Consider the following 20,746-nt stretch of genomic DNA (forward strand, 5'->3'; position numbering starts at 1 on the left):
GGGCGCGGGTTTTGGCCCGCACCCCATTTCAAGGGATTTGATGGATCACCGTGATGATCCTATGAGGCGACCCCAAGCGCCTATGCGGGGCCTAGTCCCCGACCTTCTACCTCCACCAAGGAACAGATTGATGAAGAAGTCCTTTGCCGCAATCCTCGTTGCGGCGGCCATGCTCGGCGGCGCGTCCGCCGCTGTCGCAGGCGGAAGCTACTACGAGGGTGTGAGCTCCACGCCGCTCTTTACCGGCCGCGCCGAAGCCTCCGCCGGCACCGGCGTGTCCGCGACCGCAAGCCGCGGCGACTACTATGCGGGCATCGAAGACAGATCCGTCGACAAGACGGCAACCGGCGCGATCGCCAATGGCGGCGCCAGGGCTTTCGGCGAGGCCGACCAAAACAAGCAGTAAGTCACGCCAGACGGTTGACCGAACAACCCGGTCCCGCCCACGCGGGGCCGGGTTGTTTCGTTTTGGCGTTGCCAAATGAGGTACATTGCCATGACAGAAAAAGTCGAAGTCGCCGAGCGGCTCTTCGAGCTCTACCACTGCGTTCATCGCCTGGTGAACGCATCGATGTCGGAGGAAGGCGTTTCGCTCGCGCGCAGCAAATTCCTGTTTTATCTGAACACGCTCGGCCCCTGTCGCTGCGCGGATATCGCCTCGGCGCTCGGCTTTGCGGCCAGAACCGTCACCGAAGCGATCGATGGCCTGGAGCGGGACGGCATGGTCCTGCGCGAACCGGATCCGGAAGACCGTCGCGCGAAGATCATCTCGATCACCGACCGCGGTCGGCTGGCGCTGGAGGCGGCACTGCAGCCGCGCCATCGCACGATCGATGAGCTGTTCTCAGCGCTCGACGATTGTGAACGCACCGAATTCTTCCGGCTGCTCGGCTGTCTGCGTGAAAGGGCGTCGGAAATCGACGAAAGCCGTCACCCGGTCGCCGCCTGATTTGCAAGCGTCAAGCGGCGCTCTGGCCGTAGCCCCTGCCGCGGCCGAGGGCCGCCGAATAGCACAGGATGCCGGCGCCATCGCGTGCGCCGGCGAGGGCCTGCTCCGCCTGGGTCAGCAGATCGGCGCTCGTCGATGCCGGTTGCGCAAGGGTGATGCCGGCCGCAAGCGAAAGCGTCTCGGCTGTGTGCGCCCGTCCGGGGAGGGTGACCGTCAGTTCCTTCACCGACTGCCGCAGACGCCGGGCAATGGCCTCGGCATTTTCGGTGCTGACATCCCGGCACACGAAGGCAAACTCCTGCTGGCCCACGCGGGCGACGAAATCGTCCTTCTTGATCGACTTGCGAAACAGCGTCGAGAGCTTGGCAAGCGCCTTCGCGGCGACCGTGCCGCCGTGGTGCTCCGCCATTTCGCGCAGCCCTTCCACCGAGGCAAGAAGCAGGGCAACCGGCTGGTCTGCCTGTTCCGCTTCGAGGATCGAGTCGAGTTTTGCCGTCAGCGCCAGGCGGTTCGGCAGGCCCGTGGCCGGGTCGCGGGTCAGGGATCGCCGGCTTTCGGCAAGCTCGCCCTCGAGTTCGGCGAGACGTGTCATGCTGGTTTCCAGCGCCTGCTGGAGAGCGCCTTCTTCATTCGTCAAACGGCCAGCCGCTTCCCGCAGTCGCGCGGCGTCGTCGGCGAATTCGGACATGCCTGCAACGGGGTCCGTGGCCAGGCGGCCGGCGAAATGGTCCAGTTCATCCTTGAAGCTCTGTTTCTGCAGCAAGGCGAGCCTGAGCTTTCCGGCAATCTCGACAAGCGCTTCCTGGCCAGCGGCTCTCGCGCGGTCCGCGGCAAGTGCTGCATGGGAGATGAGGTGATGCCTGAGACCCAGGGCATCCAGCGCATCCTGCTGCGGGTTGTGCCCGAGTGCGGCGAGTTCGCGGGAAAGCTCCGGCAGGCGACCGGATAGCGCCTCGTAGACAAGCTCGTAATTGCGGGGCAGGGCCGCGATCCCGTGCGCCGACATCGCATGCGCCACCTTCAGAATGATCGCCGCCTGCCTCGCCTGCGATCGGCTGGCATCCGCTGGAACTTGCCTGTTCATTCTGTCGTGGCCCCCGGTCGCTTCTCGATCTCTGGATTGATAAGCCGCCACTATGAGAAGGCCGCATTTAAGGGAGTCTGAAGATTTCGGGCTCTGGGCGATTCCCGCCCGGTATGGTTGCTAAATTCCATCGGCCCTCCGTCCACCGCAACCGCATGTCGCGGGGGAATGGACGGTCGTCAACTGTCGCCATCTTTATACTTGACGCCTTTAGTCACCAATTATATTCGGCGCTGCTAAATCGGGCATCGAGCCCGGGCAAACAGCGACGGTCAAGCATGTCCCTCTCGTTCATTGCGGATCTGGCGAAATGGGGCGACCGGCCGGCGCTGGTCTTTTCCGGGCAACGGATCGTCACCTATCGCGAACTCCATGAGCGGGTCACCCGCCAGGCACTTGCCTTTCGCGGTCCGCGCGGGCTGGTAACGATCGAGGCCGAGCTTTGCGAGCATGCGATTGTCGCCTATCTGGCAGCGCTCGCCGCCGGGCATGCCGTCGCCATGCAAGCCCCGAAGAACGGCGCTGCCGGCTCCTGGGTCGATGCCTTCGAGCCAGACTTCGGCTTCCGTCGCATCGATGGCCGCTGGCGCACGGAGCATCTGCGACAAGGCGATCGGACGCCCCATGACGAACTGGCCCTCATGCTCTCGACATCGGGCAGCACCGGTTGCGGCAAGGCCGTGCGTCTCTCGCGGGAAAACATTTCCGCCAACGCTGTGGCGATCGCGGACTATCTCGGCCTGACGGCGGAAGATCGCGGCTGCTTGATCCTGCCGCTCCATTATTCCTACGGCCTGTCGGTGCTGAATTCTCACCTGGCCGTCGGCGCCAGCCTCTATATTCCCGGCGGCTCCATCCTCGATGCCGGTTTTCTCGATGGTCTCGCGGAAAGCGGAAGCACGAACCTCTCGGGCGTGCCCTACTCCTACGAGCTGCTGGAAAAAGTGGGCTTCCGCGACCGTCGCTTCGCCAAGCTGCGTTTCATGACTGTCGCCGGTGGCCGCTTGAGCGCTGATGTCATCCGACTCTACAACGACCATCTCGGCACCCAGGGTGTGGCTTTCTTCGCCATGTACGGCCAGACCGAGGCCACCGCCCGCATCGCCTATGTGCCGCCGGCTCAGCTTTCCGGCAACGAGGACAGGATCGGCGTCGCCATTCCAGGTGGACGCCTTCTGATCGTGAGCGAGAGCGGCGTGCCGATCGAAAGCGACGGCGTGGCTGGCGAACTCGTCTATCGCGGCCCGAACGTCATGATGGGCTATGCCATTTCACGGGATGACCTCTGCCGCGGCGCCGACCTTGCCGAATTGCGGACCGGCGACCTGGCCATGCGCCATGCCGACGGCCTGTTCCAGATCGTCGGCCGCATGAAGCGGATCTCCAAGATCGCCGGGCTCAGGATCGCGCACGATGTGCTGGAAGCGGGGCTCGAGGCGCGCGGTATCACCGCTGCCGTTGTCGGCGACGATGCCGGCCTTCACGCCTTTTACGCCGGCAGCCGCGATGTCGAAGAGATCAGGCGGCTCTTGGCGCAGGCAAGCGGGCTGACATTGGCCCACCTGAAGGCGACGCCCCTTGCTGAGATGCCGCGGCTTGCCAGCGGCAAGATCGATTACAACGCACTGAACATGGCAGCCCGCCAGGCGGCGGCCAGTGGCGATGATGATAACGGCGGTATCGAAGGGCTCTTTGCCCAGGTCTTCTATCCAAAGCGGGTGAAGCGGTCCGACAGCTTTGTCTCGCTCGGCGGCGATTCGTTGCGCTTCGTTCAGCTGTCGATCGGGCTGGAAAAGGCGCTGGGGCAAGTTCCGGATGCCTGGGAGACCTTGCCGATCGCCGAGCTATCGCTCCAGGAACGGCGCGAAACTGCCACGCGACGGATCGGCACGGACCTCTTGATCCGTGCGCTTGCCATTCTTCTGGTCGTCCTGCACCACGAGGTCCTGTGGCCGATCCCCGGCGGGTCGGCGGCCATGGTCGTTCTCGCCGGCTTCAGCCTTGCGCGCTTTCAGATGGGACCGCTGCTTGCAGGCGACGGCTGGGCGATCCTGCGGCCGCTCGCGCAGGTGCTGATCCCCTATTATCTGATCGTTGCGGCCTATGCGGTCGCCTGGGGTGAGGTGCCCTGGGCCTCGGTCTTTCTCGTCGGCAACTTCGGCGTGGCCCTGCCGGAAACGCACGGCATGGTGCCCTATCTCTACTGGTTCATCGAGGCCTATTGCCAGATGATGGTGGTCTTCGTCGGGCTCTTTGCCGTCCCGCAGTTTCGCCGTTTCGTGTCGGCAAAACCCTTCGCCGCCGGGATGGCCTTGCTTCTGGCCGCGCTTGTTACCCGTCTGGCGCTGCCACTCGTCTGGCCGATCGGCAATCGCCAGATCTTTACGCTGCCATGGATCTTCTATCTCGCCGTCATTGGCTGGTGCGCCGCCGTTGCGGAAACGGCCAGGCAGCGGCTGCTGTTGATGCTGGCCGGCACGGGGGCCTTCCTGTTCTTCGGCCTCTACGAAGGAGTCTGGATCGGCACGAAGATCAAATATCTGCTGCAGATCGCCGTCCTGGCAGCGCTGCTTTACCTTCCACGCGTCAGTCTGCCGCGCTGGTCGGCTCAGCTCATCCTGCCCCTGTCGGCGGCGGGTTTCCACATCTACATCCTGCACCGCTTCGTGCCGGAATTGCTGATGGTGCCGATGCAGCCGGCCTTGCCGCCGGCGGCTTTTTCGCTGCTGTCGATCGTCGGCGGCGTGGCGCTCGGCCTCGTCGCATGGCTCGGCCAGCGTCAGCTCTTGAAGAAGCTTACCGCATGGCGCGGGCGTGAGATCCGGCCACTGCGGCTGTTCGGCTTCGAGGCGTTACGCTCGCCGTTACGCCCACTGTGATCCTTGGGTCCTCAGAAACTGGGCCAGGTCCAGTATCAGGGACGGGCGCCCGAGCGCGGTGAGCGTCGCGTGCGCCTGACCGCGATGGTGGGTCTGGTGGTTGAAGAAGTGGCCGAGCGTCGGCGCCAGCCTCTGCGCGACGGCCGCCGGATTGGTGAGCGTTCTGTAGCTAAGCAAAGCGCCAAGGCGCTCGTCGCTGAGGTTGTCGATCCAGGCGATGATGCGTTCGTCCTCGGCCGCCCGCGCGGCGGTAAGCCCGGCGAGGTCCTCGTGCAGGGTCGTGTCGAGTGAAGCAGGGGTATTGCCCTCGCCTGTGAAGCGCTTCATCCAGATGCGGTCGGCAACGAGGATATGATTGAGGGTTGAAAGCAGTGAGCCGAAAAAGGCGCCGCGGTTTTCCCGCAATTCGGCATCGGTCAGCTCCGCAGCAGCAGCATAGACGAGGCGGTTCGCCCAGCGGTTATAATCGGCGAACATGCGAAAATGATCAAGCATCGGCTACCTTCCTGATGGCTGCGGTTGCGGATGGCGACGCTAACCCGGAACCGCATTCCTGTGTCTGATATCATTCATGAAATTTACTGATTTGATGACGCGGCGGATATGTCGTTCAAGAGGACGCCAATCGTCCCGGAGAGTTTGCATGACTAGAAAGCTCTATTCGCTGTGTGGATCCGACAGGGGGCGTCCCTTCTCGCCGCATGTGTGGAAGACCGCGATGTCGCTGGCCCACAAGGGGCTCGACTTTGACACCGTGCCGACCGGTTTCACCGAAATCCGAGCGATCGAGGACGGGGCGACGAACCTGGTGCCGTTGCTGCGGGATGGAGAAAAGCTCGTGAAGGACAGCTTCGAGATCGCCCTTTATCTCGAACGGACCTATCCGGACCGTCCGGCGCTCTTTGCCGGCGAGGGGGCGATGGCGATCTCCCGCTTCGTCGAGGGTTGGTCGCAGACGACGCTGCACCCGGCCGTCACCCGCATCATTATCCGGGACATTCACGACCGGCTGGACCCCGTCGATCAGGCCTATTTCCGCGAGAGCCGGGAAAAGCGCTTCGGCACGTCGCTCGAGGCCGTGGCCGAAAGTGGCGGATCCTCTCTCGCAACCTTCTCGGAAAAGCTCGAGCCTTTGCGCCATCTGCTGAAGATTCAGGATTTTCTGGGTGGTGCAACGCCGCTTTTCGCCGACTACATCGTCTTCGGCGCGTTTCAATGGGCGCGCATCGTCTCGCCGCAGCGCCTGCTTCAGCCGGGTGATCCCGTCACCGCCTGGTTTGAGCGCTGCCTCGATCTGCATGGCGGGCTCGGGCGCAGTGTGACGGCTGCGTGAAACCCGCCTGGCCTAAGCCGAATCATCGGTGAACCCCCTTGTTTTGCGCGGAATTGGCGGCTAATGAACCGCCACTTCTCAAGAAACAAGGGATTGAGCCAATGGCTATTGAACGTACCTTCTCGATGATCAAGCCGGACGCGACCAAGCGCAACCTGACCGGCGCCATCACCAAGATGCTCGAAGATGCCGGCCTGCGCGTCGTCGCTTCCAAGCGCGTCTGGATGAGCCGTCGCGAAGCCGAAGGCTTCTACGCCGTTCACAAGGAGCGTCCGTTCTTCGGCGAACTGGTCGAGTTCATGTCCTCCGGCCCGACCATCGTTCAGGTTCTCGAAGGCGAAAACGCAATCGCCAAGAACCGCGAAGTCATGGGCGCCACCAACCCGGCAAACGCTGACGAAGGCACGATCCGCAAGGTTCACGCTCTCTCGATCGGCGAAAACTCGGTTCACGGTTCGGATGCTCCGGAAACCGCTGCTGAAGAAATCGCCTACTGGTTCTCGGGCACCGAGATCGTTGGCTGATTCAAAATCTTCGGTTCGAGCCATAGCGGCTTGAATTGACTCAGGATTTGAGCCGGAGCGGAAACGCTCCGGTTTTTTGTTGCCCGGTCTCTCAGACGGGGCACTTCGCGGTCTCGAAATGGGCTGGTGCCTTGCCGCCGCTGAAGACCGCCGGGTTCTTGTCGTAGGCCGGGCCCTCGACCAGCGGTTTGGCCGGCATGATGTCCTGATCGACATCGGAGACGACGGTGGTCTCAAGCTTCTGCAGTGACTGGCCTTCGGGGCCTTTGACCTCGATCGACACCGTATAGGGGCGATCCTTCTTCACGCAGGTGACATCGGGGCTTTCCAGCACCACCTTCTCCAACTTCGGAAAGAGCTTGCGCTCCAGTGTCAGCGCGTCGCCGCCGGCCGGATTTTCGAAGCGCGCCACCACGATGCTGCCGTCGGGCACCGCCTCGGCCTTGGTCAGCGTGACCATGTAGGTCGCATAGGCGAGGCGGTAGTTGAAGACGAACATCTTGCCCGTCAGCTTCAGCGGATCCGGGCCGCTCTCGCGCTGACATGCCGCAGCGGCAAGTGCGATGGCAAGTGTGGCCAAGATCCCGAATGTCCTTGTCATGGGCCTGCTTCTTCCCTGTTGCGGTGATAGTGGCGCTTGGCTTTGGTGCGGTTGCCGCAGACGGCCATGTCGCACCAGGTGCGGCTGCGGTTGCGGCTGCGGTCGAGAAACAGCCAGCCGCAATTCGGGCAGATCTTCAGCCGATCGGGCTCGGGGTTGGCGGCAAGCGTGAGCGCCGATTGCGCCGTTGCGGTGTCGAGCGAAAGCAGGCCGCCCTGGTGCGTCGAGCCGCGCAAGACGCCGGCGATGGCTTCCAGCAGATCCGCCAACAGTTCCGGCCGGCCTGTGTCCGAGATCTCTGCGCGAAAATGCCGGTCGGTCGCTTCGCGCAACTGCAAGAGCCGGTCACGGTTCTCCGCGGCGACAGGCGCAAGCGCGCCGAAGCGTACACTCTCCGCGCTGTAGCGGTTGGCGGCTTCTGCAAAGGAATGGAGTGCGACGACATCGGCGAAGCGGTCGATCCGGCGTTCGGGATCGAAACGCAGGACGATGGAATTGGCGACATCCAGTGCCAGGGCGCCGCCGGCAAATCGATGGGCTGTCCAGGTGAAGGTCATGCAAAAATCCTAACTGGCAAAATCGATTTTACCAGTTATATTGATCTTGTCACGCTCCGGATGCGCCATGCTCTATTTTCTGCAGCAGCTCGCCAATGCCGTTCCCGTCGCAGCGCTCTACGCGGCGCTGGCCTTTGGCTACGCGATCGCCTTTGCCGTGACCCGCCGGGCCGATCTCACCTATGGTGCGCTCTTTGCCTTCTCGGGCCAGATCTTTGTGCTGTTTGCTGCTTTCGGCTGGGACCGGCTGTGGCTGGTGCTTCCGGCCGCCCTTGGTCTCGGTACGGCGGCTGCCCTGACTTTCAGTGTTGGTGCCGGGCTCGTCGCCGGGCGGTATGTCATGCGGCCGTTGGCCTTCTCGTCGGCCAACACCGTCGTCGTCGCCTCGCTCGGCTGCCTGCTGGTGCTGATGGAGACGGCACGGCTTGCCTCGGAGACCCGCAGCCTGTGGCTGCCGCCGTTCCTCAATGCCAACATCGTCTTCTGGGATGATCCGCGTTTCCCGGTCACGTTGACCGTCATCCAACTCGGCAATACCGCGCTGATGGCGGCGTTGGTGGCGGCCGGGCACTGGTTCCTGACCCATTCGCGGGCAGGGCGGTTCTGGCGGGCCGTCTCCGAAGACCGGGGGGCTGCAGCGCTTTGCGGGGTCGACGCGGCCACTGTCTACATCGCCGCCTATGGCGCGGCGTCCCTGATTGCCGCCTTTTGCGGCATCCTCGCCGCGTCCTACTACGGCAACATGGATTTCGGCACAGGGCTTACTTTCGGCGTCAAGGTACTGTTCATCGCCGCCATCGGCGGCCAGGCCTCGCCGCTCTATGCAGCCCTCGGCGCTGCCGCGGTCGGCCTGCTCGAAACACTATGGAGCGCCTATGGGCCGATCCTCTGGCGCGACTTTGCGATCTTCGGATTTCTGGTGATCGTGCTGGCGGTGACGCGCAAGGAGAAGGTCATTCCCTGACCTCAAGGAACGGCGGCTACTTCGACCAGCGGTCCCGTGCGGTGTCGTCGGCATCCTTGGCGCTGACCCAGCCGCCGGTCGTGCCGTCGCCCAAATGTTCCTTCTTCCAGAAGGGAGCCGATGTCTTCAGGAAATCCATGATGAAGTTAGCGCCGTCGAAGGCGGCCTGCCGGTGCCGCGAGGCGGCAACGACAAGCACGATGTTCTCGCCGGGAAGGATCTTGCCGTAGCGGTGGATGGCGGTGGCCGCCTGGAGCGAGAAGCGCTCGACCGCCTCCTGGCAGATGCGTTCGATCTCCGCCTCGGCCATGCCGGGGTAGTGTTCCAGTTCGAGGGCGGCAAGCGTGCCTGCCTCGTCGCGGCAAAGCCCGGAAAAGGTGGTGATGGCGCCGATGTCGGCACGCCCGGCCGAAAGCTTGGCGACCTCGCTATTGAGGTCGAAATCCTCGCGCTGGACGCGCACGGTCACCGGCGCGCGCATGGCCTCAGCCACCCGTCATCGGCGGAAACAGGGCGATCTCCCGGGCGCCGGCGATCGGCTCCTTGTGGTCGACATGTTCCTGGTTGATGGCCGCGCGGATGACGTTTTCATGTTCGAGCGCCGCCTCGTATTCCTCGCCGAGCGTCTTCAGGTGCTGAAGCAGATCGGCAATGGTGACGACACCGGCGGGAAGGTCGAGGGTTTCCTCGCCCTTGCCGATACGCTCGCGCACCCATGAGAAATAGACCAGGTTGACGGTGCTCATTCGTTGACCACGTGCTTGAGGCCGGCGCGGAAGTAATCGTAGCCCGAATAGAGCGTGATCGCGGCGGCAATCCACAGGAGCACGATACCGGCTTCCGTCGTATAGGGCAAAATCTTGTCGCCGGCCGGGCCGGCAAGCAGGAAGGCGATGGCGACCATCTGGATCGTCGTCTTCCACTTGGCGATGCGGGTAACGGGAACGCTGACCTTCAGCGCCGCCAGATATTCGCGCAGGCCCGAGACCAGGATTTCACGGCACAGAATGATGATCGCAGCCCAGATCGACCAGCCGGCGATCGTGCCGTCGGCGGCGACCAGCAGCAGGATGGAGGCGACCAGCAGCTTGTCGGCGATCGGATCGAGCATCTTGCCGATGTTCGATGTCTGCTTCCAGATGCGTGCGAGATAGCCGTCGAAGAAATCGGTGATTGAGGCAACGGCAAAAAGCGCCACTGCCGTCCAGCGCGCGAAGTCCGAACTGTGCAGCCGTCCTTCGACGAAGAAGCAAAGGACGATCAGCGGCACGATCAGGATGCGGAAATAGGTGAGCAGGTTCGGGATGCTGTAGGCGACGGGCGTGGGCATGGATTCGTGTTCTCTGGTTCGTCAGGTACAGAAATGACTTTGCTGGCCGGAGGTCAACAGGTCATCGTCGTCAACTGTCATATTTGCCCTATCGCATGTGAACGCCGGGTGAATTGTGACATCAGGTTTTCATTTCCCGGCATCGTCGTGGAAATGTTCGTAGACCAGCCGCGCCACCGTTTCGGAAATCCCGGCGACGGCCATCAGGTCGTTGATGCCGGCGCGCGAGACGGCTTTGGCGGTGCCGAAATGCGTGAGCAGCGCGCGCTTGCGCGTCGGCCCGATGCCGGCGATCTCGTCGAGCGGGTTCTTGACCATCTCCTTTTTGCGGCGAGCCCGATGCGAGCCGATCGCGAAACGGTGCGCCTCGTCGCGCAGCCGCTGGATGAAATAGAGCACCGGATCGCGCGGCGGCAGCGTGAAGCTGTCGCGACCGAGCGCGAAGAAGCGTTCGCGGCCGGCGTCGCGATCGACGCCCTTGGCGACGCCGATCGCCGTCACGCAGTCCTCGACATCGAGCTCCTTGAGGATGGCGCGCACTGCGGTCATCTGTCCCTGGCCGCCGTCGATGAGAATGACGTCCGGCCAGGCGGGGAAAGCGGCATCGTCACCGACCTCCACGCTCCGGTCCGGTTTGCCCTCTTCCTTCAGCAGCCGCGAGAACCGCCGCGTCATCACTTCGCGCATCATACCGAAGTCGTCGCCCGGGGTGATGTCGGTCGATTTGATGTTGAACTTGCGGTACTGGCCTTTGACGAAGCCTTCTGGCCCCGCCACCACCATGCCGCCGACGGCATTGGTGCCCATGATGTGCGAGTTGTCGTAGATCTCGATGCGGCGCGGCGTGCGCTCCAGCTTGAAGGTTTCCGAGAAGCCTTCGAGCAGGCGTGACTGGGAGGCTGTTTCCGCCAGCTTGCGGCCGTGCGCCTCGCGCGCATTGGCGAGCGCGTGATCGACGAGATCCTTCTTTTCGCCGCGCTGCGGCACCTGGATCGCGACCTTGTATCCGGATTTTTCGCTGAGCGCCTGGCCGAGCAGTTCCTGCTCTTCCACCGCTTCGCAAAGCAGGATCTGCCGCGGACAGGGCTTGTCGTCGTAGAACTGTGCGAGGAATTGCGAGAGCACCTCGGCCGTCGGCAGCGACGGGTCGGCCTTCGGGAAATAGGCGCGGTTGCCCCAGTTCTGCCCGGTGCGGAAGAAGAACACCTGGATGCAGGAGATGCCACCCTCGTGGTGGATCGCAAAGACGTCGGCTTCCTCGACGCCAGAGGGGTTGATGCCCTGGTGGCTCTGGACGTGGCTGAGTGCGGCGAGGCGGTCGCGGTAAAGCGCTGCCCTTTCGAAGTCGAGGTTCTCGGCTGCCTCGCCCATGGCGGCAGCGATCGTCGCCTTCACCGCTTGGCTCTTGCCCGAGAGGAAGTCCTTGGCCTCCTGAACGAGTTCCGCATAGCCTTGATCGCTTATTTCGCCGGTGCAGGGCGCCGAACAGCGCTTGATCTGGTAGAGCAGGCAGGGGCGCGTGCGCGTCTCGAAGACGCTGTCGGTGCAGGTCCGAAGCAAAAAGGCGCGCTGCAACGAATTGATCGTGCGGCCGACCGCGCCGGCGGACGCGAAGGGACCGAAAAAGTCGCCCTTGCGGCTGCGTGCGCCGCGATGCTTGTAGAGTGCCGGCGCGCGGCTGTCGCCGGTCACCAGAATATAGGGAAACGACTTGTCGTCGCGCAAAAGCACGTTGAAGCGGGGCCTCAGGCGCTTGATCAGGTTCGCTTCGAGCAGCAGCGCCTCGATCTCGGTGCGCGTCGTCACGAACTCCATGTTCGCGGTCTCGCGCACCATGCGGGCGATGCGGTTGGAATGACCGCGCCCCTGGGCATAATTGCTGACGCGCTTCTTCAGGCTGCGCGCCTTGCCGACATAGAGAACGTCGCCGGCCTCGTTGAACATGCGATAGACGCCGGGGCCATTCGGCAGCAGCTTGACGAAGGCCTGGATCAGCTCCGCACCCTTCAGTCCCTCGGTCTCCGAGTGATTCTCGTGCCACTCGACGACGGGCGCAACGCCGCTCACGTCAGACACTTCGATCAGGTCGTCGTCGTCTTCCGCTTCGCTGCCATCATAAAGGATGCCGCCGTCGGCCGGCACGCGTCCATTCATTCCACTATCTCCCTGATGTCGGGCGTTTCCCAGGCGAGGTGCTGGCCCCCGTCCAGCGCAATCATCTGTCCGGTAATCGACGGCGTGTCGAACAGGAAGCGGATCGTCCGTCCAAATTCGTCGAGCGTCGGCCCGCGCTTCAAGATCAGCGCATCGACCTGCGCCTCAAAATCCTTCGGGTCCTGCCGTTCGTTCGGCAGCGTCGGTCCGGGGCCGATGCCGTTGACGCGGATGCGCGGGGCGAGTGCCTGCGCCATCGTCCGGGTGGCCGTCCAAAGCGCCGACTTGGACAACATATAGGAATAAAAGCGCGGATTGGGAGCCCAGACGCGCTGGTCGATCACATTGATGATAAGCCCGCTGGCGTTGGCCGGCAGTTGCGCGGCGAAATCGCGTGCCAACAGGGAAGGGGCTTTCACATGCAGCGCGAAATGCTGGTCCCAGACCCCTTCGTCGAAGGCATCGAGGCTATCCTTCTTGAACAGCGACGCATTGTTGACGAGCAGATCGATCGGCCCGAGTGCTGCTGTCGCGCGCTCGATCAGTGTCGATGTCGCGCCCGTATCCGTAAGGTCGGCTCGAATCGCGACGGCATTCGTTCCCGTCTTCTTCAGGGTTTCGGCCAGGGCCCGCGCTTCGTCAAACGAGGCATCGGCATGAATGGCGACCGCAAAGCCGTGGGCGGCCAGGTCCTCCACTATAGCTTTACCGATCCTCTTGGCGCCCCCGGTTACGAGAGCCGCCTTCAGTGCTTTCTTCAACGTTTTATCCCGCTTTTTCGAATCTTCGCGTCAGCGGACGAAGATATAGGGAAGAAACGCGGGGCTGAAACACTCCCTGACGATTCCTTGCCCAAAAATTAATGGAATTGGCGTAAATTGTATTATTTTGCGTACTCATAGTATAGCTTTCGTTAATCTTGATTTATGGTTAACAAATCTCCTGTGGCGCCAAAGCAACATCAAACTTCGGGCGCGTTTGTGCCACCAAAATTTCACATTTTGGCTCTTGTGAATCCGCATTTGCTGGCCAATTTCAGCTCAACCGGGCGGGTTAAATTAAGAGTTGCCTGATGTTTCACTGTGGGACCCCAAGCCCTCGGCGCATCGGGACGAAAAGGAGAATGTTTATGCGTACGCTCACCACCACCCTCATGGCTTCGGCTGTGTCCCTCATCGCCTTCCAGGCCGCCCAGGCTGCAGACGCGATCGACGAAGTTCCGGCAGCTCCGCAGGCCGAATACAGCGAGCCGGCAGTCAAGAACTGGTCCGGCGCCTATGTCGGTGGCACCGCCGATTGGAAGCATGGCCAGCACGATGCGACCGGCAGCAACACCGCAGCCGGCTTCGGCGGCGGCCTCTATGGTGGCTACAACGTTCAGGACGGCCAGATGGTATACGGCGGCGAAGCCGATATCGGTTACTCCGGCCAGGATTCGACTAAGGGCAACCTGCGCATGAAGCAGGGCGTCAACGGCTCGCTCCGCGGCCGCGTCGGTGTCGATCTGAACCCGGTCCTCGTCTACGGTACCGCAGGTCTTGCCGTCGGCCAGACCAAGGGCACCGTCGGCGGCGCTTCCGACAAGAACACCATGGTCGGCTGGACCGCAGGTGTCGGTGCTGAAACCTTCGTCACCGACAACATCACCGCACGCGTCGAGTACCGTTACACGGACTACGGTTCGAAGGACTTCCGCATGGGCAGCACCAAGGTCTCGTCCGGCTACGACGAGCATGCTGTTAAAGTCGGTATGGGCGTGAAGTTCTGATCGGCTTCTGCCGGATCAAAGAAAAGGCCGGGGAGACCCGGCCTTTTTTGTGTCTGCACGTTAGGCCTTGAACTTGGGGTAATCCGGGAAGTGTTTTTCGAACTTCGCCGGCCAGTTCTTCAGCTTGGCACGCCCCTTCTGCCATTCGCCGGCAAACCGCAACTCGATGTAGCGCAGCATCGCCGCGAGTGCGAAATGGCCTGCATTGAGCTTGGCCCCGGTCTTCGGCAGGTTGGCATTCAGATGGTCGAGGCTGCGCTCGACCTTTTCCCATTGCCGGTCGATCCAGGGCTGGTGCACCTTTTCCGGCGGATGGGAGCGTTTCTCGTAGACGATCGACAGCAGGCTGTCACAGACGCCGTCGCATAGCGCTTCCAGCAACTCGACGTCGGTGCGCTTTTCGGCGTTCCTGGGATAGAGCTTGCCCTTGGTCTCCCGGTCGATGAAATGCATGATGGTACGGCTGTCGTAGAGCGCCCGTCCGTCGTCGAGAATCAGCGTCGGGATCTTGCCGAGCGGATTGTTGTCGATCAGCTCCGGCGGGTTGGCATTGGTGTCGGTCAAGACACTTTCGGCCGCATAGCCCGCATAATGCGCCGCCATGCGCACCTTGTTCGAATAGGGCGAGGCGGGCGAGTACAAGATCTTCATCGGGCGTCTTTCCTTCCAGGGATTGCGAGATGGGTTTCTGACAGGCGCCTTCTGCGGCTGGTCAAAGCGCCGGGGGCAGCGACACGCTTTCCTTTCGGCAGGCCTGGCGATCGACCGCCGGGCAGGCGCGGAAATTGAGCGACTTGTCGAAGCAGATCCGGATTTCCTCGAGCCGACTACCCTCGCAGGTCACGGCGACCGCGTCCTTCGTCATGCCGGGATTCTTGGCAACGAGCGCATCTTCGATGGCGGCGACGCGCAGGCCCTTTTCTTGCGGGGGAGGTGCGAGCTCCGATGGCAGCGTCAGCCGGTCCCACGCCGCGCGCGTGACGGCGAAGTATTCCTCCTGACTGAGGCCGGAGCAGGTCCCGTGCTTGCGCCATTGGTGGCCGATCAGGCCCATCGATGGAATGAGGTCGAGATATTGCTTGCCGAGCGACGACGGCACGCGATCGGACTGGCGTGTCGGGCAGAAGTCCGGATAACCCCGTTCGTTCTGCGGCCACAGGCCATGCACGATCAGGCCGCGATTGCCGCCGACTTCGCACTGGCTGGATTTTCCCTTGGGGTCATTGTCGCCGCACCAGGTCGGCGACCAGGAAAGCGAGAGCACATAGAAATCGAAGACGCTGCCGACCGGCACCGTAACGGCCGCCTTCGTGGCTTGCGTTCCCGTCGCCGTCGGCGCCTTTTCAGTGTTCTGATCGCTGCAGCCAATGAGGGCTGCTGCAACGAAAAGCGCCGGCAGAAGCCGGCGCGTTTTCCGGAATGATCTCATGATTAACGGAGCGAAGCGCAATAGGCGCCGTAGACATACCAGGGATCGAGGCCGCCGACGCAGAACTCGATGCTTCTGCCGACGCCGGCAAAGCCCCACGGGCGTTCGATGAGGTAATAGAGCGCACGCTGTTCGCCGTTGGTCATCACAGCGGTTCCGTAGCAATATTCACGCTCGACGAGATGCGTCTCGTCGCGGAACTCCTGCCGATTCTGCCCCATGTCGCGGATCTCGGCGATCGAGAGATTGGCGTGCAGGTAATTTGCATCCCGATACTCGAAACGGGATGTGATGAAGCCGAGAACCGAGGATTCGCTGCAGACCCCGGCGTTGTAGGATTGCGCCTGGCTGCTGCCGATGTAGTCGGCGGCAATGGCGCCCGGCGCCGTAGCGCCGGCGAGGGAAAGCGAAATGAGAAGCGTGGCGGCGAGCGTGCGAGTCATGGGCGTCTCCCTATGTCGTCGCATGAGATTGCGGTGCGTCGCGCCCGTCCGTCAAGCCCCTCGGGTTGTCTGTTCTTCCCCGCGCAGCCAGAAGCAGCGACTGGACGCGAAACGATCCTGCCCCAACCGGCTTTTCAGGAACGGCAGCAGCAGGTCGAGCTCGCTCTTCAGCGTGAAGGGCGGGTTTACGATGATGAGGCCGGAACCGGAAAGCCCTGTGGTTTCCCGGTCGCTTCTGACGGACAGTTCGGCGCAGAGCATCTTCGGGATGTCCAGCGCCTTCAGCGCCTCATGAAACGCTTTGATCGGCGCCCCCTGCTTCAGGGGATACCACAGGCAATAGACGCCGCCGGTAAAGCGGCGGTAGCCGCGCGCAAGGCCATCCACCAGCCGTTCGTATTCGCCCTCCTTTTCGAAGGGTGGGTCGACGAGAATCAATCCGCGCTTTTCCTTCGGCGGCAGGTGCGCGCCCAGCGCCAGCCAGCCGTCGAGCTCGGTGACGCGGCTCTGGAAATCGGCGTCGAACAGCCGGTGCAGCGTTTCGTAGTCGTCCGGATGCAGCTCCATCGCCGAAAGCCGGTCCTGGGGTCGGAAGAGCATGCGCGCGAGCTTCGGCGAGCCGGGGTAAAGCGTCAGCTCGGAGCCGGGGTTCAGCGCGCGGATGGAGGACAGGTAGGGGGTGAGGATCACCGCGATCTCCGGTGGCAGTTCGCCCTCGAGCAGCCGGCCGACGCCGTCGCGCCATTCACCGGTCTTCTGCGCTTCCTCGCTGGAGAGATCGTAGAGCCCGATGCCCGCATGGGTATCGAGAACGCGGAACGCTTTCTCCTTCTGCTGGAGATAGGTGACGAGCCGCGCCAGCACTGCGTGCTTCAGGACGTCGGCAAAATTGCCTGCGTGATAGATGTGCCGATAGTTCATGAGCGCCGCCGATGGCTGTGATCAATAGTTGCGATGGGTGGGCGATTGGCTCTTTGAGCCGAAATGCCGATGCCATATAGAAAAGCCATGAACGTTGCGACCCCCATCAAAGCAGAAAAAACCATCGGCCACTCGGTCTGTCCGCACGATTGTCCCTCGGCCTGTGCCCTGGAAGTCGACCTGACCGCCGAAGGGCGGATCGGCCGTGTGCGCGGTGCAGCCGCCAATACCTACACCGCCGGCGTGATCTGCGCCAAGGTGGCGCGGTATTCCGAGCGCATCTATCATCCCGACCGTCTGATGGTGCCGAAGCGCCGCAAGGGAGCCAAGGGCGAGGGCGGCTGGCAGGAGGTGAGCTGGGAGGCCGCGCTCGACGAGATCGCCGATCAGTTCATTCGCGCCGAGCAGAAATATGGCGCCGAGACCGTGTGGCCATACTTCTATGCGGGCACCATGGGCCAGGTGCAGCGCGACTCGATCGACCGGCTGCGTCACGCCAAGCGCTATTCCGGCTTTTTCGGCTCGATCTGCACCAACATGGCCTGGACCGGCTTGAGCATGGCGACCGGCGCCTTGCGCGGCCCCGACCCGCGCGAAATGGCCAAGGCCGATTGCGTGGTGATCTGGGGCACGAATGCGGTTGCGACCCAGGTCAACGTGATGACCCATGCGGTGAAAGCCCGTAAGGATCGCGGCGCGAAGATCGTCGTCATCGACATTTACGACAACCCGACGGTCAAGCAAGCGGACATGGGCCTGGTGCTTAAGCCGGGCACCGACGCAGCACTTGCCTGCGCCGTGATGCACATCGCGTTTCGCGACGGCTACGCCGACCGGGCCTACATGGCGAAATTCGCCGACGATCCGGCCGGCCTTGAAGCGCATCTGAAGTCGCGTGGGCCGGAATGGGCGTCGGCGATCACCGGCCTTTCGGTCGAGGAAATCGAGGCCTTTGCAAAGTTGGTCGGCACGACGCCGCGGACCTATTTCCGGCTCGGCTACGGTTTCACGCGCCAGCGCAACGGTGCCGTCGCCATACACGCGGCGGCATCCGTGGCGACCGTGCTCGGCTCCTGGAAACACGAAGGCGGCGGTGCCTTCCACTCCAACAACGATATCTTCAAGCTCGACAAGCGCGAGTTGATCGGCTCGGCCTTTCACGATCCGGATGTGCGCATGCTCGACCAGTCGCAGATCGGCCGGGTGCTGACCGGCGACGCCGAGGCGCTGCGCCACCGCGGGCCGGTGACGGCGATGCTGATCCAGAACACCAATCCCGTGAACGTCGCGCCGGAGCAGCGGCTGGTGAAGCGCGGCTTCCTGCGCGACGACCTCTTTGTTGCCGTGCACGAGCAGTTCATGACCGATACGGCTGCTGTTGCCGATATCGTGCTTCCGGCCACCATGTTCCTGGAGCATGACGATCTCTATCGCGGCGGCGGCCATCAGCACATCCTGATCGGCCCTAAGGTGGTAGAACCACCCTCGACCGTGCGCACCAATCTGTTCGTCATCGAGGAACTGGCCAAGCGCCTTGGCGTTGCCGATCATGCCGGCTTCGGCCTGACCGAGCGTGAGCACATTGATCGGCTGCTCGCCAACTACGGCATCGGCTACGAAGAGATGAAGGGCCAGAAGTGGCTCGACTGTCAGCCCGCCTTCGAGGAGGCGCACTATCTCAACGGCTTTGGCCACCCGGACGGCAAGTTCCGCTTCAAGGCGGATTGGACGGGGACGCCGGCGCCGAACCGGCCGCCGAAGTCGATGGGCATTCAGGGGCCGCACCAGTCGCTGCCAGAGTTTCCTGACCATGTCGACCTCATCGAGGTTGCCGACGCCGGGCACCCGTTCCGGCTGGCGACCTCTCCGGCTCGATCCTTCCTGAATTCGACCTTTGCCGAGACACCGTCTTCGATCCAGAAGGAAGTGCGCCCGGAAGTGATGGTTCATGCGGAAGATGCCGCAGAACTCGGCATTGCCGATGGCGATGTCGTCCAACTCGGCAACGTCCGCGGCGAGGTGCGTCTGCATGCGAAGATCGGTGGCGGCGCCCGTCGCGGCGTCGTCATCGCCGAGGGCCTGTGGCCGAATGGCGCGCATCTCGACGGGGAGGGCATCAACGTGCTCACCGGCGCCGATGCGGTGGCGCCCTATGGTGGTGCCGCCTTTCACGACAACAGGGTCTGGGTAAGGTTGGCGCGCTAAGTCAGGTTGTAGAACGGCAGACGGAACCTCCCATGAGCGGCGACCACCACCATGCAGATGTCACGAGCACGCCGGTTTCAAGGCTCTGGGCCTCGCTTGGCCTGACCGGCGGCTTCATGCTGGCCGAAGTCGTCGGCGGCATCCTGACCGGCAGCCTGGCGCTGATATCCGACGCCATGCACATGCTGACCGACACGGCGGCCCTTGCGATCGCGCTCGTCGCGATCCATGTCGGCCGTCGCCCGTCAGACCTCTTGCGCACCTATGGCTACGCCCGCTTCGAGATCCTGGCTGCCGCCTTCAACGCGCTGCTCCTGCTCGGTGTCGCCTTCTACATCCTCTATGAGGCCTGGAAGCGGTTGTCCGAGCCGCAGGAGATCCAGTCCGGCGGCATGCTGGTGATTGCCGTCGTCGGCCTTCTCGTCAATCTCGCCTCGATGCGGCTGCTCACCAGCCACAAGGACGAAAGCCTCAACGTCAAGGGCGCCTATCTCGAAGTCTGGTCGGACATGCTGGGCTCGCTCGCCGTCATCGTCGGCGCGGTGGTCATCTGGTTGACCGGCTGGCAGTGGGTGGATTCGCTGCTCGCTGTCGGCATCGGCTTCATGGTCTTTCCGCGCACCTGGGTGCTGCTGAAGGAGTGCGTCAACATCCTGCTCGAAGGCGTGCCGCCGGGCATGCGCCTCGCCGATGTCCACGCGACGATTGCCGCCGTTCCCGGTGTTGCCTCCGTGCATGACCTGCACCTCTGGGCGATCACCCAGAGCCAGCCGTCGCTGACCGCCCATGCGGTACTTGCCGACGGTGCCGATGCCGAGACCGTGCGCCGCGCAATCGAGGAGCAGTTGCGCGCGACGTTCGACCTGCACCACACGACGCTGCAGATGGAGCGGGAAGATCGCGCGGCAGCGGAACATATCCACTGATGGCTGAAAGGGCGGGATTGCACTCGCCGGAGAAGGAAGTTGCATGAGCACCCAGCATGACCCACGCGTCAGGATCGTCGGCCGCCGCACGCTGTGGAAGGGCTTTGCGCACCTGGAAGAGGTGACGTTCGAACAGCAGATGTCCGATGGCGCGACCGTGACGCTGAAGCGGGAGATCCACGACCATGGCAATGCGGCGACCATCCTGCTCGTCGATGCCAGGCGCCAGAGCGTCATCCTGGTGCGGCAGCTTCGCGTTCCCGTTCTGCTCCAGGGCGACCCGGCTTATCTGATCGAGGCGGCCGCCGGGCTCCTCGACGGCGACACTCCGGAAGAGGCGATCTGCCGCGAGGCGCTGGAGGAGACCGGCTACCACGTCCAGGACGTTATCCACCTCTTCGATGTCTATATGAGCCCGGGGGCGCTGACCGAGCGCACGAGCTTCTTTGCCGGCCACATCGATGCCACCGAGAAACGCGGCGACGGCGGCGGGCTTGCGCATGAGGGCGAGGACATAGAAGTGCTGGAAATCCCATTCGACGAAGCCGTTGCAATGATCGCGACCGGAGAGATCTGCGATGCCAAGACAATCATGCTCCTGCAGTGGGCGCAGCTCAACCGACAGCAGCTGTTTGCCTAAGGGATTGTTTTATAAGAGTATAATTTATTACCGATATTT

At 63.0% G+C, this 20,746-nt stretch carries 23 protein-coding genes; 10 read left to right on the forward strand and 13 right to left on the reverse strand.

The window, feature by feature from the left end; translation table 11 throughout:
• The first annotated feature begins 130 nt into the window (after window positions 1-130).
• Together IB277_RS03395 and IB277_RS03400 are read left to right on the forward strand one after the other, a co-directional pair.
• Window positions 131-406 carry a hypothetical protein gene (locus tag IB277_RS03395; protein WP_060522129.1) on the forward strand — a complete coding sequence of 92 codons (276 nt, stop codon included), beginning with the start codon at window positions 131-133 and terminating at the stop codon, window positions 404-406.
• 90 nt (window positions 407-496) lie between these two features.
• Entirely contained in the window at window positions 497-949 is a 453-nt protein-coding gene (locus tag IB277_RS03400) for a MarR family winged helix-turn-helix transcriptional regulator (RefSeq protein ID WP_060604252.1), read from the forward strand.
• A gap of 10 nt (window positions 950-959) precedes the next feature.
• Here the strand turns inward: IB277_RS03400 and IB277_RS03405 are convergent, their stop codons facing one another.
• The gene (locus IB277_RS03405; protein ID WP_090294595.1) at window positions 960-2,033 is read right to left on the reverse strand and encodes a GGDEF domain-containing protein; all 1,074 of its coding nucleotides are present in this window, start codon (window positions 2,031-2,033) and stop codon (window positions 960-962) included.
• 278 nt (window positions 2,034-2,311) lie between these two features.
• Here IB277_RS03405 and IB277_RS03410 point away from each other — a divergent pair, with 278 nt between their 5' ends.
• Complete coding sequence (locus IB277_RS03410; RefSeq protein ID WP_090294593.1) at window positions 2,312-4,912, forward strand: AMP-binding protein; 2,601 nt, start codon at window positions 2,312-2,314, stop codon at window positions 4,910-4,912.
• Here IB277_RS03410 and IB277_RS03415 read toward each other — a convergent pair.
• A complete protein-coding gene (locus IB277_RS03415; protein ID WP_060522133.1) occupies window positions 4,898-5,407 on the reverse strand; it encodes a DinB family protein in 510 nt (169 codons plus the stop codon). The genes IB277_RS03410 and IB277_RS03415 overlap by 15 nt on opposite strands.
• A 148-nt stretch (window positions 5,408-5,555) precedes the next feature.
• Between IB277_RS03415 and IB277_RS03420 the strand changes: the two genes are divergently transcribed.
• A complete protein-coding gene (locus IB277_RS03420; RefSeq protein WP_090294591.1) occupies window positions 5,556-6,245 on the forward strand; it encodes a glutathione S-transferase family protein in 690 nt (229 codons plus the stop codon).
• 101 nt (window positions 6,246-6,346) lie between these two features.
• Complete coding sequence (gene ndk, locus IB277_RS03425) at window positions 6,347-6,769, forward strand: nucleoside-diphosphate kinase (RefSeq protein ID WP_034803877.1); 423 nt, start codon at window positions 6,347-6,349, stop codon at window positions 6,767-6,769.
• Window positions 6,770-6,860: 91 nt separating this feature from the next.
• Here the strand turns inward: ndk and IB277_RS03430 are convergent, their stop codons facing one another.
• Both IB277_RS03430 and IB277_RS03435 read right to left on the reverse strand, forming a co-directional pair.
• Window positions 6,861-7,370, reverse strand: coding sequence for a hypothetical protein (locus tag IB277_RS03430; protein ID WP_034803874.1), 510 nt, complete (start codon window positions 7,368-7,370; stop codon window positions 6,861-6,863).
• On the reverse strand, window positions 7,367-7,927 hold the full coding sequence (locus IB277_RS03435; RefSeq protein WP_034803871.1) for a CGNR zinc finger domain-containing protein: 561 nt from the start codon (window positions 7,925-7,927) through the stop codon (window positions 7,367-7,369). Before IB277_RS03435 ends, IB277_RS03430 begins: the two co-directional genes overlap by 4 nt.
• A gap of 67 nt (window positions 7,928-7,994) precedes the next feature.
• Between IB277_RS03435 and IB277_RS03440 the strand changes: the two genes are divergently transcribed.
• A complete protein-coding gene (locus IB277_RS03440) occupies window positions 7,995-8,891 on the forward strand; it encodes a branched-chain amino acid ABC transporter permease (RefSeq protein ID WP_110818456.1) in 897 nt (298 codons plus the stop codon).
• Between the two features lie 16 nt (window positions 8,892-8,907).
• Here the strand turns inward: IB277_RS03440 and IB277_RS03445 are convergent, their stop codons facing one another.
• From IB277_RS03445 to IB277_RS03465, 5 genes are all read right to left on the reverse strand, one after another.
• A complete protein-coding gene (locus tag IB277_RS03445) occupies window positions 8,908-9,372 on the reverse strand; it encodes a molybdenum cofactor biosynthesis protein MoaE (RefSeq protein WP_034804281.1) in 465 nt (154 codons plus the stop codon).
• A 4-nt stretch (window positions 9,373-9,376) separates the two neighbouring features.
• Window positions 9,377-9,637, reverse strand: coding sequence for a molybdopterin converting factor subunit 1 (moaD, locus tag IB277_RS03450; RefSeq protein WP_034803865.1), 261 nt, complete (start codon window positions 9,635-9,637; stop codon window positions 9,377-9,379).
• Window positions 9,634-10,221, reverse strand: coding sequence for a CDP-diacylglycerol--glycerol-3-phosphate 3-phosphatidyltransferase (pgsA, locus tag IB277_RS03455; RefSeq protein WP_034803862.1), 588 nt, complete (start codon window positions 10,219-10,221; stop codon window positions 9,634-9,636). The genes moaD and pgsA overlap by 4 nt, the downstream gene beginning before the upstream one ends.
• Before the next feature lie 129 nt (window positions 10,222-10,350).
• Window positions 10,351-12,375 (reverse strand): excinuclease ABC subunit UvrC, encoded by a 2,025-nt coding sequence (gene uvrC / locus IB277_RS03460; protein ID WP_089043939.1) that lies wholly within the window; start codon window positions 12,373-12,375, stop codon window positions 10,351-10,353.
• Complete coding sequence (locus IB277_RS03465) at window positions 12,372-13,136, reverse strand: SDR family oxidoreductase (protein ID WP_060522139.1); 765 nt, start codon at window positions 13,134-13,136, stop codon at window positions 12,372-12,374. The genes uvrC and IB277_RS03465 overlap by 4 nt, the downstream gene beginning before the upstream one ends.
• 368 nt (window positions 13,137-13,504) lie before the next feature.
• On the opposite strand from IB277_RS03465, the gene IB277_RS03470 reads away from it, so the two are divergent.
• Window positions 13,505-14,143 carry an outer membrane protein gene (locus IB277_RS03470; protein WP_060522140.1) on the forward strand — a complete coding sequence of 213 codons (639 nt, stop codon included), beginning with the start codon at window positions 13,505-13,507 and terminating at the stop codon, window positions 14,141-14,143.
• Between the two features lie 60 nt (window positions 14,144-14,203).
• On the opposite strand, the gene IB277_RS03475 is transcribed toward IB277_RS03470, so the two are convergent.
• The 4 genes from IB277_RS03475 to IB277_RS03490 all read right to left on the reverse strand — a co-directional run bounded on the left by IB277_RS03475 (window position 14,204) and on the right by IB277_RS03490 (window position 16,936).
• The gene (locus IB277_RS03475; RefSeq protein ID WP_034803852.1) at window positions 14,204-14,794 is read right to left on the reverse strand and encodes a glutathione S-transferase; all 591 of its coding nucleotides are present in this window, start codon (window positions 14,792-14,794) and stop codon (window positions 14,204-14,206) included.
• Between the two features lie 61 nt (window positions 14,795-14,855).
• Window positions 14,856-15,572 (reverse strand): ribonuclease T(2), encoded by a 717-nt coding sequence (locus tag IB277_RS03480; RefSeq protein ID WP_090294587.1) that lies wholly within the window; start codon window positions 15,570-15,572, stop codon window positions 14,856-14,858.
• Window positions 15,573-15,574: 2 nt separating this feature from the next.
• Window positions 15,575-16,015, reverse strand: coding sequence for a hypothetical protein (locus IB277_RS03485; protein ID WP_034803848.1), 441 nt, complete (start codon window positions 16,013-16,015; stop codon window positions 15,575-15,577).
• Between the two features lie 51 nt (window positions 16,016-16,066).
• On the reverse strand, window positions 16,067-16,936 hold the full coding sequence (locus tag IB277_RS03490; RefSeq protein WP_090294586.1) for a 23S rRNA (adenine(2030)-N(6))-methyltransferase RlmJ: 870 nt from the start codon (window positions 16,934-16,936) through the stop codon (window positions 16,067-16,069).
• Window positions 16,937-17,005: 69 nt separating this feature from the next.
• On the opposite strand from IB277_RS03490, the gene IB277_RS03495 reads away from it, so the two are divergent.
• The 3 genes from IB277_RS03495 to IB277_RS03505 are packed head-to-tail and all read left to right on the forward strand — an operon-like array spanning window position 17,006 to window position 20,707.
• Complete coding sequence (locus IB277_RS03495) at window positions 17,006-19,141, forward strand: molybdopterin-dependent oxidoreductase (RefSeq protein WP_090294584.1); 2,136 nt, start codon at window positions 17,006-17,008, stop codon at window positions 19,139-19,141.
• Window positions 19,142-19,173: 32 nt separating this feature from the next.
• Window positions 19,174-20,067, forward strand: coding sequence for a cation diffusion facilitator family transporter (locus IB277_RS03500; RefSeq protein WP_090294583.1), 894 nt, complete (start codon window positions 19,174-19,176; stop codon window positions 20,065-20,067).
• A 43-nt stretch (window positions 20,068-20,110) separates the two neighbouring features.
• Window positions 20,111-20,707, forward strand: coding sequence for an NUDIX domain-containing protein (locus tag IB277_RS03505; RefSeq protein WP_060522145.1), 597 nt, complete (start codon window positions 20,111-20,113; stop codon window positions 20,705-20,707).
• The last annotated feature ends 39 nt before the right edge of the window (window positions 20,708-20,746 follow it).

Origin of the sequence: Ensifer sp. ENS07 (assembly GCF_014852185.1) — a bacterium.
GTDB lineage: Bacteria > Pseudomonadota > Alphaproteobacteria > Rhizobiales > Rhizobiaceae > Ensifer > Ensifer adhaerens.

What these genes read in the sequence shown, in the direction of transcription:
- IB277_RS03400 (WP_060604252.1), top strand. Translation starts at nt 497, where the DNA reads ATGACAGAAAAAGTCGAAGTCGCCGAGCGGCTCTTCGAGCTCTACCAC.
- ndk (WP_034803877.1), top strand. Translation starts at nt 6,347, where the DNA reads ATGGCTATTGAACGTACCTTCTCGATGATCAAGCCGGACGCGACCAAG.
- IB277_RS03440 (WP_110818456.1), top strand. Translation starts at nt 7,995, where the DNA reads ATGCTCTATTTTCTGCAGCAGCTCGCCAATGCCGTTCCCGTCGCAGCG.
- IB277_RS03410 (WP_090294593.1), top strand. Translation starts at nt 2,312, where the DNA reads ATGTCCCTCTCGTTCATTGCGGATCTGGCGAAATGGGGCGACCGGCCG.
- IB277_RS03395 (WP_060522129.1), top strand. Translation starts at nt 131, where the DNA reads ATGAAGAAGTCCTTTGCCGCAATCCTCGTTGCGGCGGCCATGCTCGGC.
- IB277_RS03430 (WP_034803874.1), bottom strand. Translation starts at nt 7,370, where the DNA reads ATGACAAGGACATTCGGGATCTTGGCCACACTTGCCATCGCACTTGCC.
- IB277_RS03480 (WP_090294587.1), bottom strand. Translation starts at nt 15,572, where the DNA reads ATGAGATCATTCCGGAAAACGCGCCGGCTTCTGCCGGCGCTTTTCGTT.
- uvrC (WP_089043939.1), bottom strand. Translation starts at nt 12,375, where the DNA reads ATGAATGGACGCGTGCCGGCCGACGGCGGCATCCTTTATGATGGCAGC.
- moaD (WP_034803865.1), bottom strand. Translation starts at nt 9,637, where the DNA reads ATGAGCACCGTCAACCTGGTCTATTTCTCATGGGTGCGCGAGCGTATC.
- pgsA (WP_034803862.1), bottom strand. Translation starts at nt 10,221, where the DNA reads ATGCCCACGCCCGTCGCCTACAGCATCCCGAACCTGCTCACCTATTTC.
- IB277_RS03445 (WP_034804281.1), bottom strand. Translation starts at nt 9,372, where the DNA reads ATGCGCGCGCCGGTGACCGTGCGCGTCCAGCGCGAGGATTTCGACCTC.
- IB277_RS03475 (WP_034803852.1), bottom strand. Translation starts at nt 14,794, where the DNA reads ATGAAGATCTTGTACTCGCCCGCCTCGCCCTATTCGAACAAGGTGCGC.
- IB277_RS03415 (WP_060522133.1), bottom strand. Translation starts at nt 5,407, where the DNA reads ATGCTTGATCATTTTCGCATGTTCGCCGATTATAACCGCTGGGCGAAC.
- IB277_RS03435 (WP_034803871.1), bottom strand. Translation starts at nt 7,927, where the DNA reads ATGACCTTCACCTGGACAGCCCATCGATTTGCCGGCGGCGCCCTGGCA.
- IB277_RS03495 (WP_090294584.1), top strand. Translation starts at nt 17,006, where the DNA reads ATGCCATATAGAAAAGCCATGAACGTTGCGACCCCCATCAAAGCAGAA.
- IB277_RS03485 (WP_034803848.1), bottom strand. Translation starts at nt 16,015, where the DNA reads ATGACTCGCACGCTCGCCGCCACGCTTCTCATTTCGCTTTCCCTCGCC.
- IB277_RS03505 (WP_060522145.1), top strand. Translation starts at nt 20,111, where the DNA reads ATGAGCACCCAGCATGACCCACGCGTCAGGATCGTCGGCCGCCGCACG.
- IB277_RS03490 (WP_090294586.1), bottom strand. Translation starts at nt 16,936, where the DNA reads ATGAACTATCGGCACATCTATCACGCAGGCAATTTTGCCGACGTCCTG.
- IB277_RS03500 (WP_090294583.1), top strand. Translation starts at nt 19,174, where the DNA reads ATGAGCGGCGACCACCACCATGCAGATGTCACGAGCACGCCGGTTTCA.
- IB277_RS03405 (WP_090294595.1), bottom strand. Translation starts at nt 2,033, where the DNA reads ATGAACAGGCAAGTTCCAGCGGATGCCAGCCGATCGCAGGCGAGGCAG.
- IB277_RS03470 (WP_060522140.1), top strand. Translation starts at nt 13,505, where the DNA reads ATGCGTACGCTCACCACCACCCTCATGGCTTCGGCTGTGTCCCTCATC.
- IB277_RS03420 (WP_090294591.1), top strand. Translation starts at nt 5,556, where the DNA reads ATGACTAGAAAGCTCTATTCGCTGTGTGGATCCGACAGGGGGCGTCCC.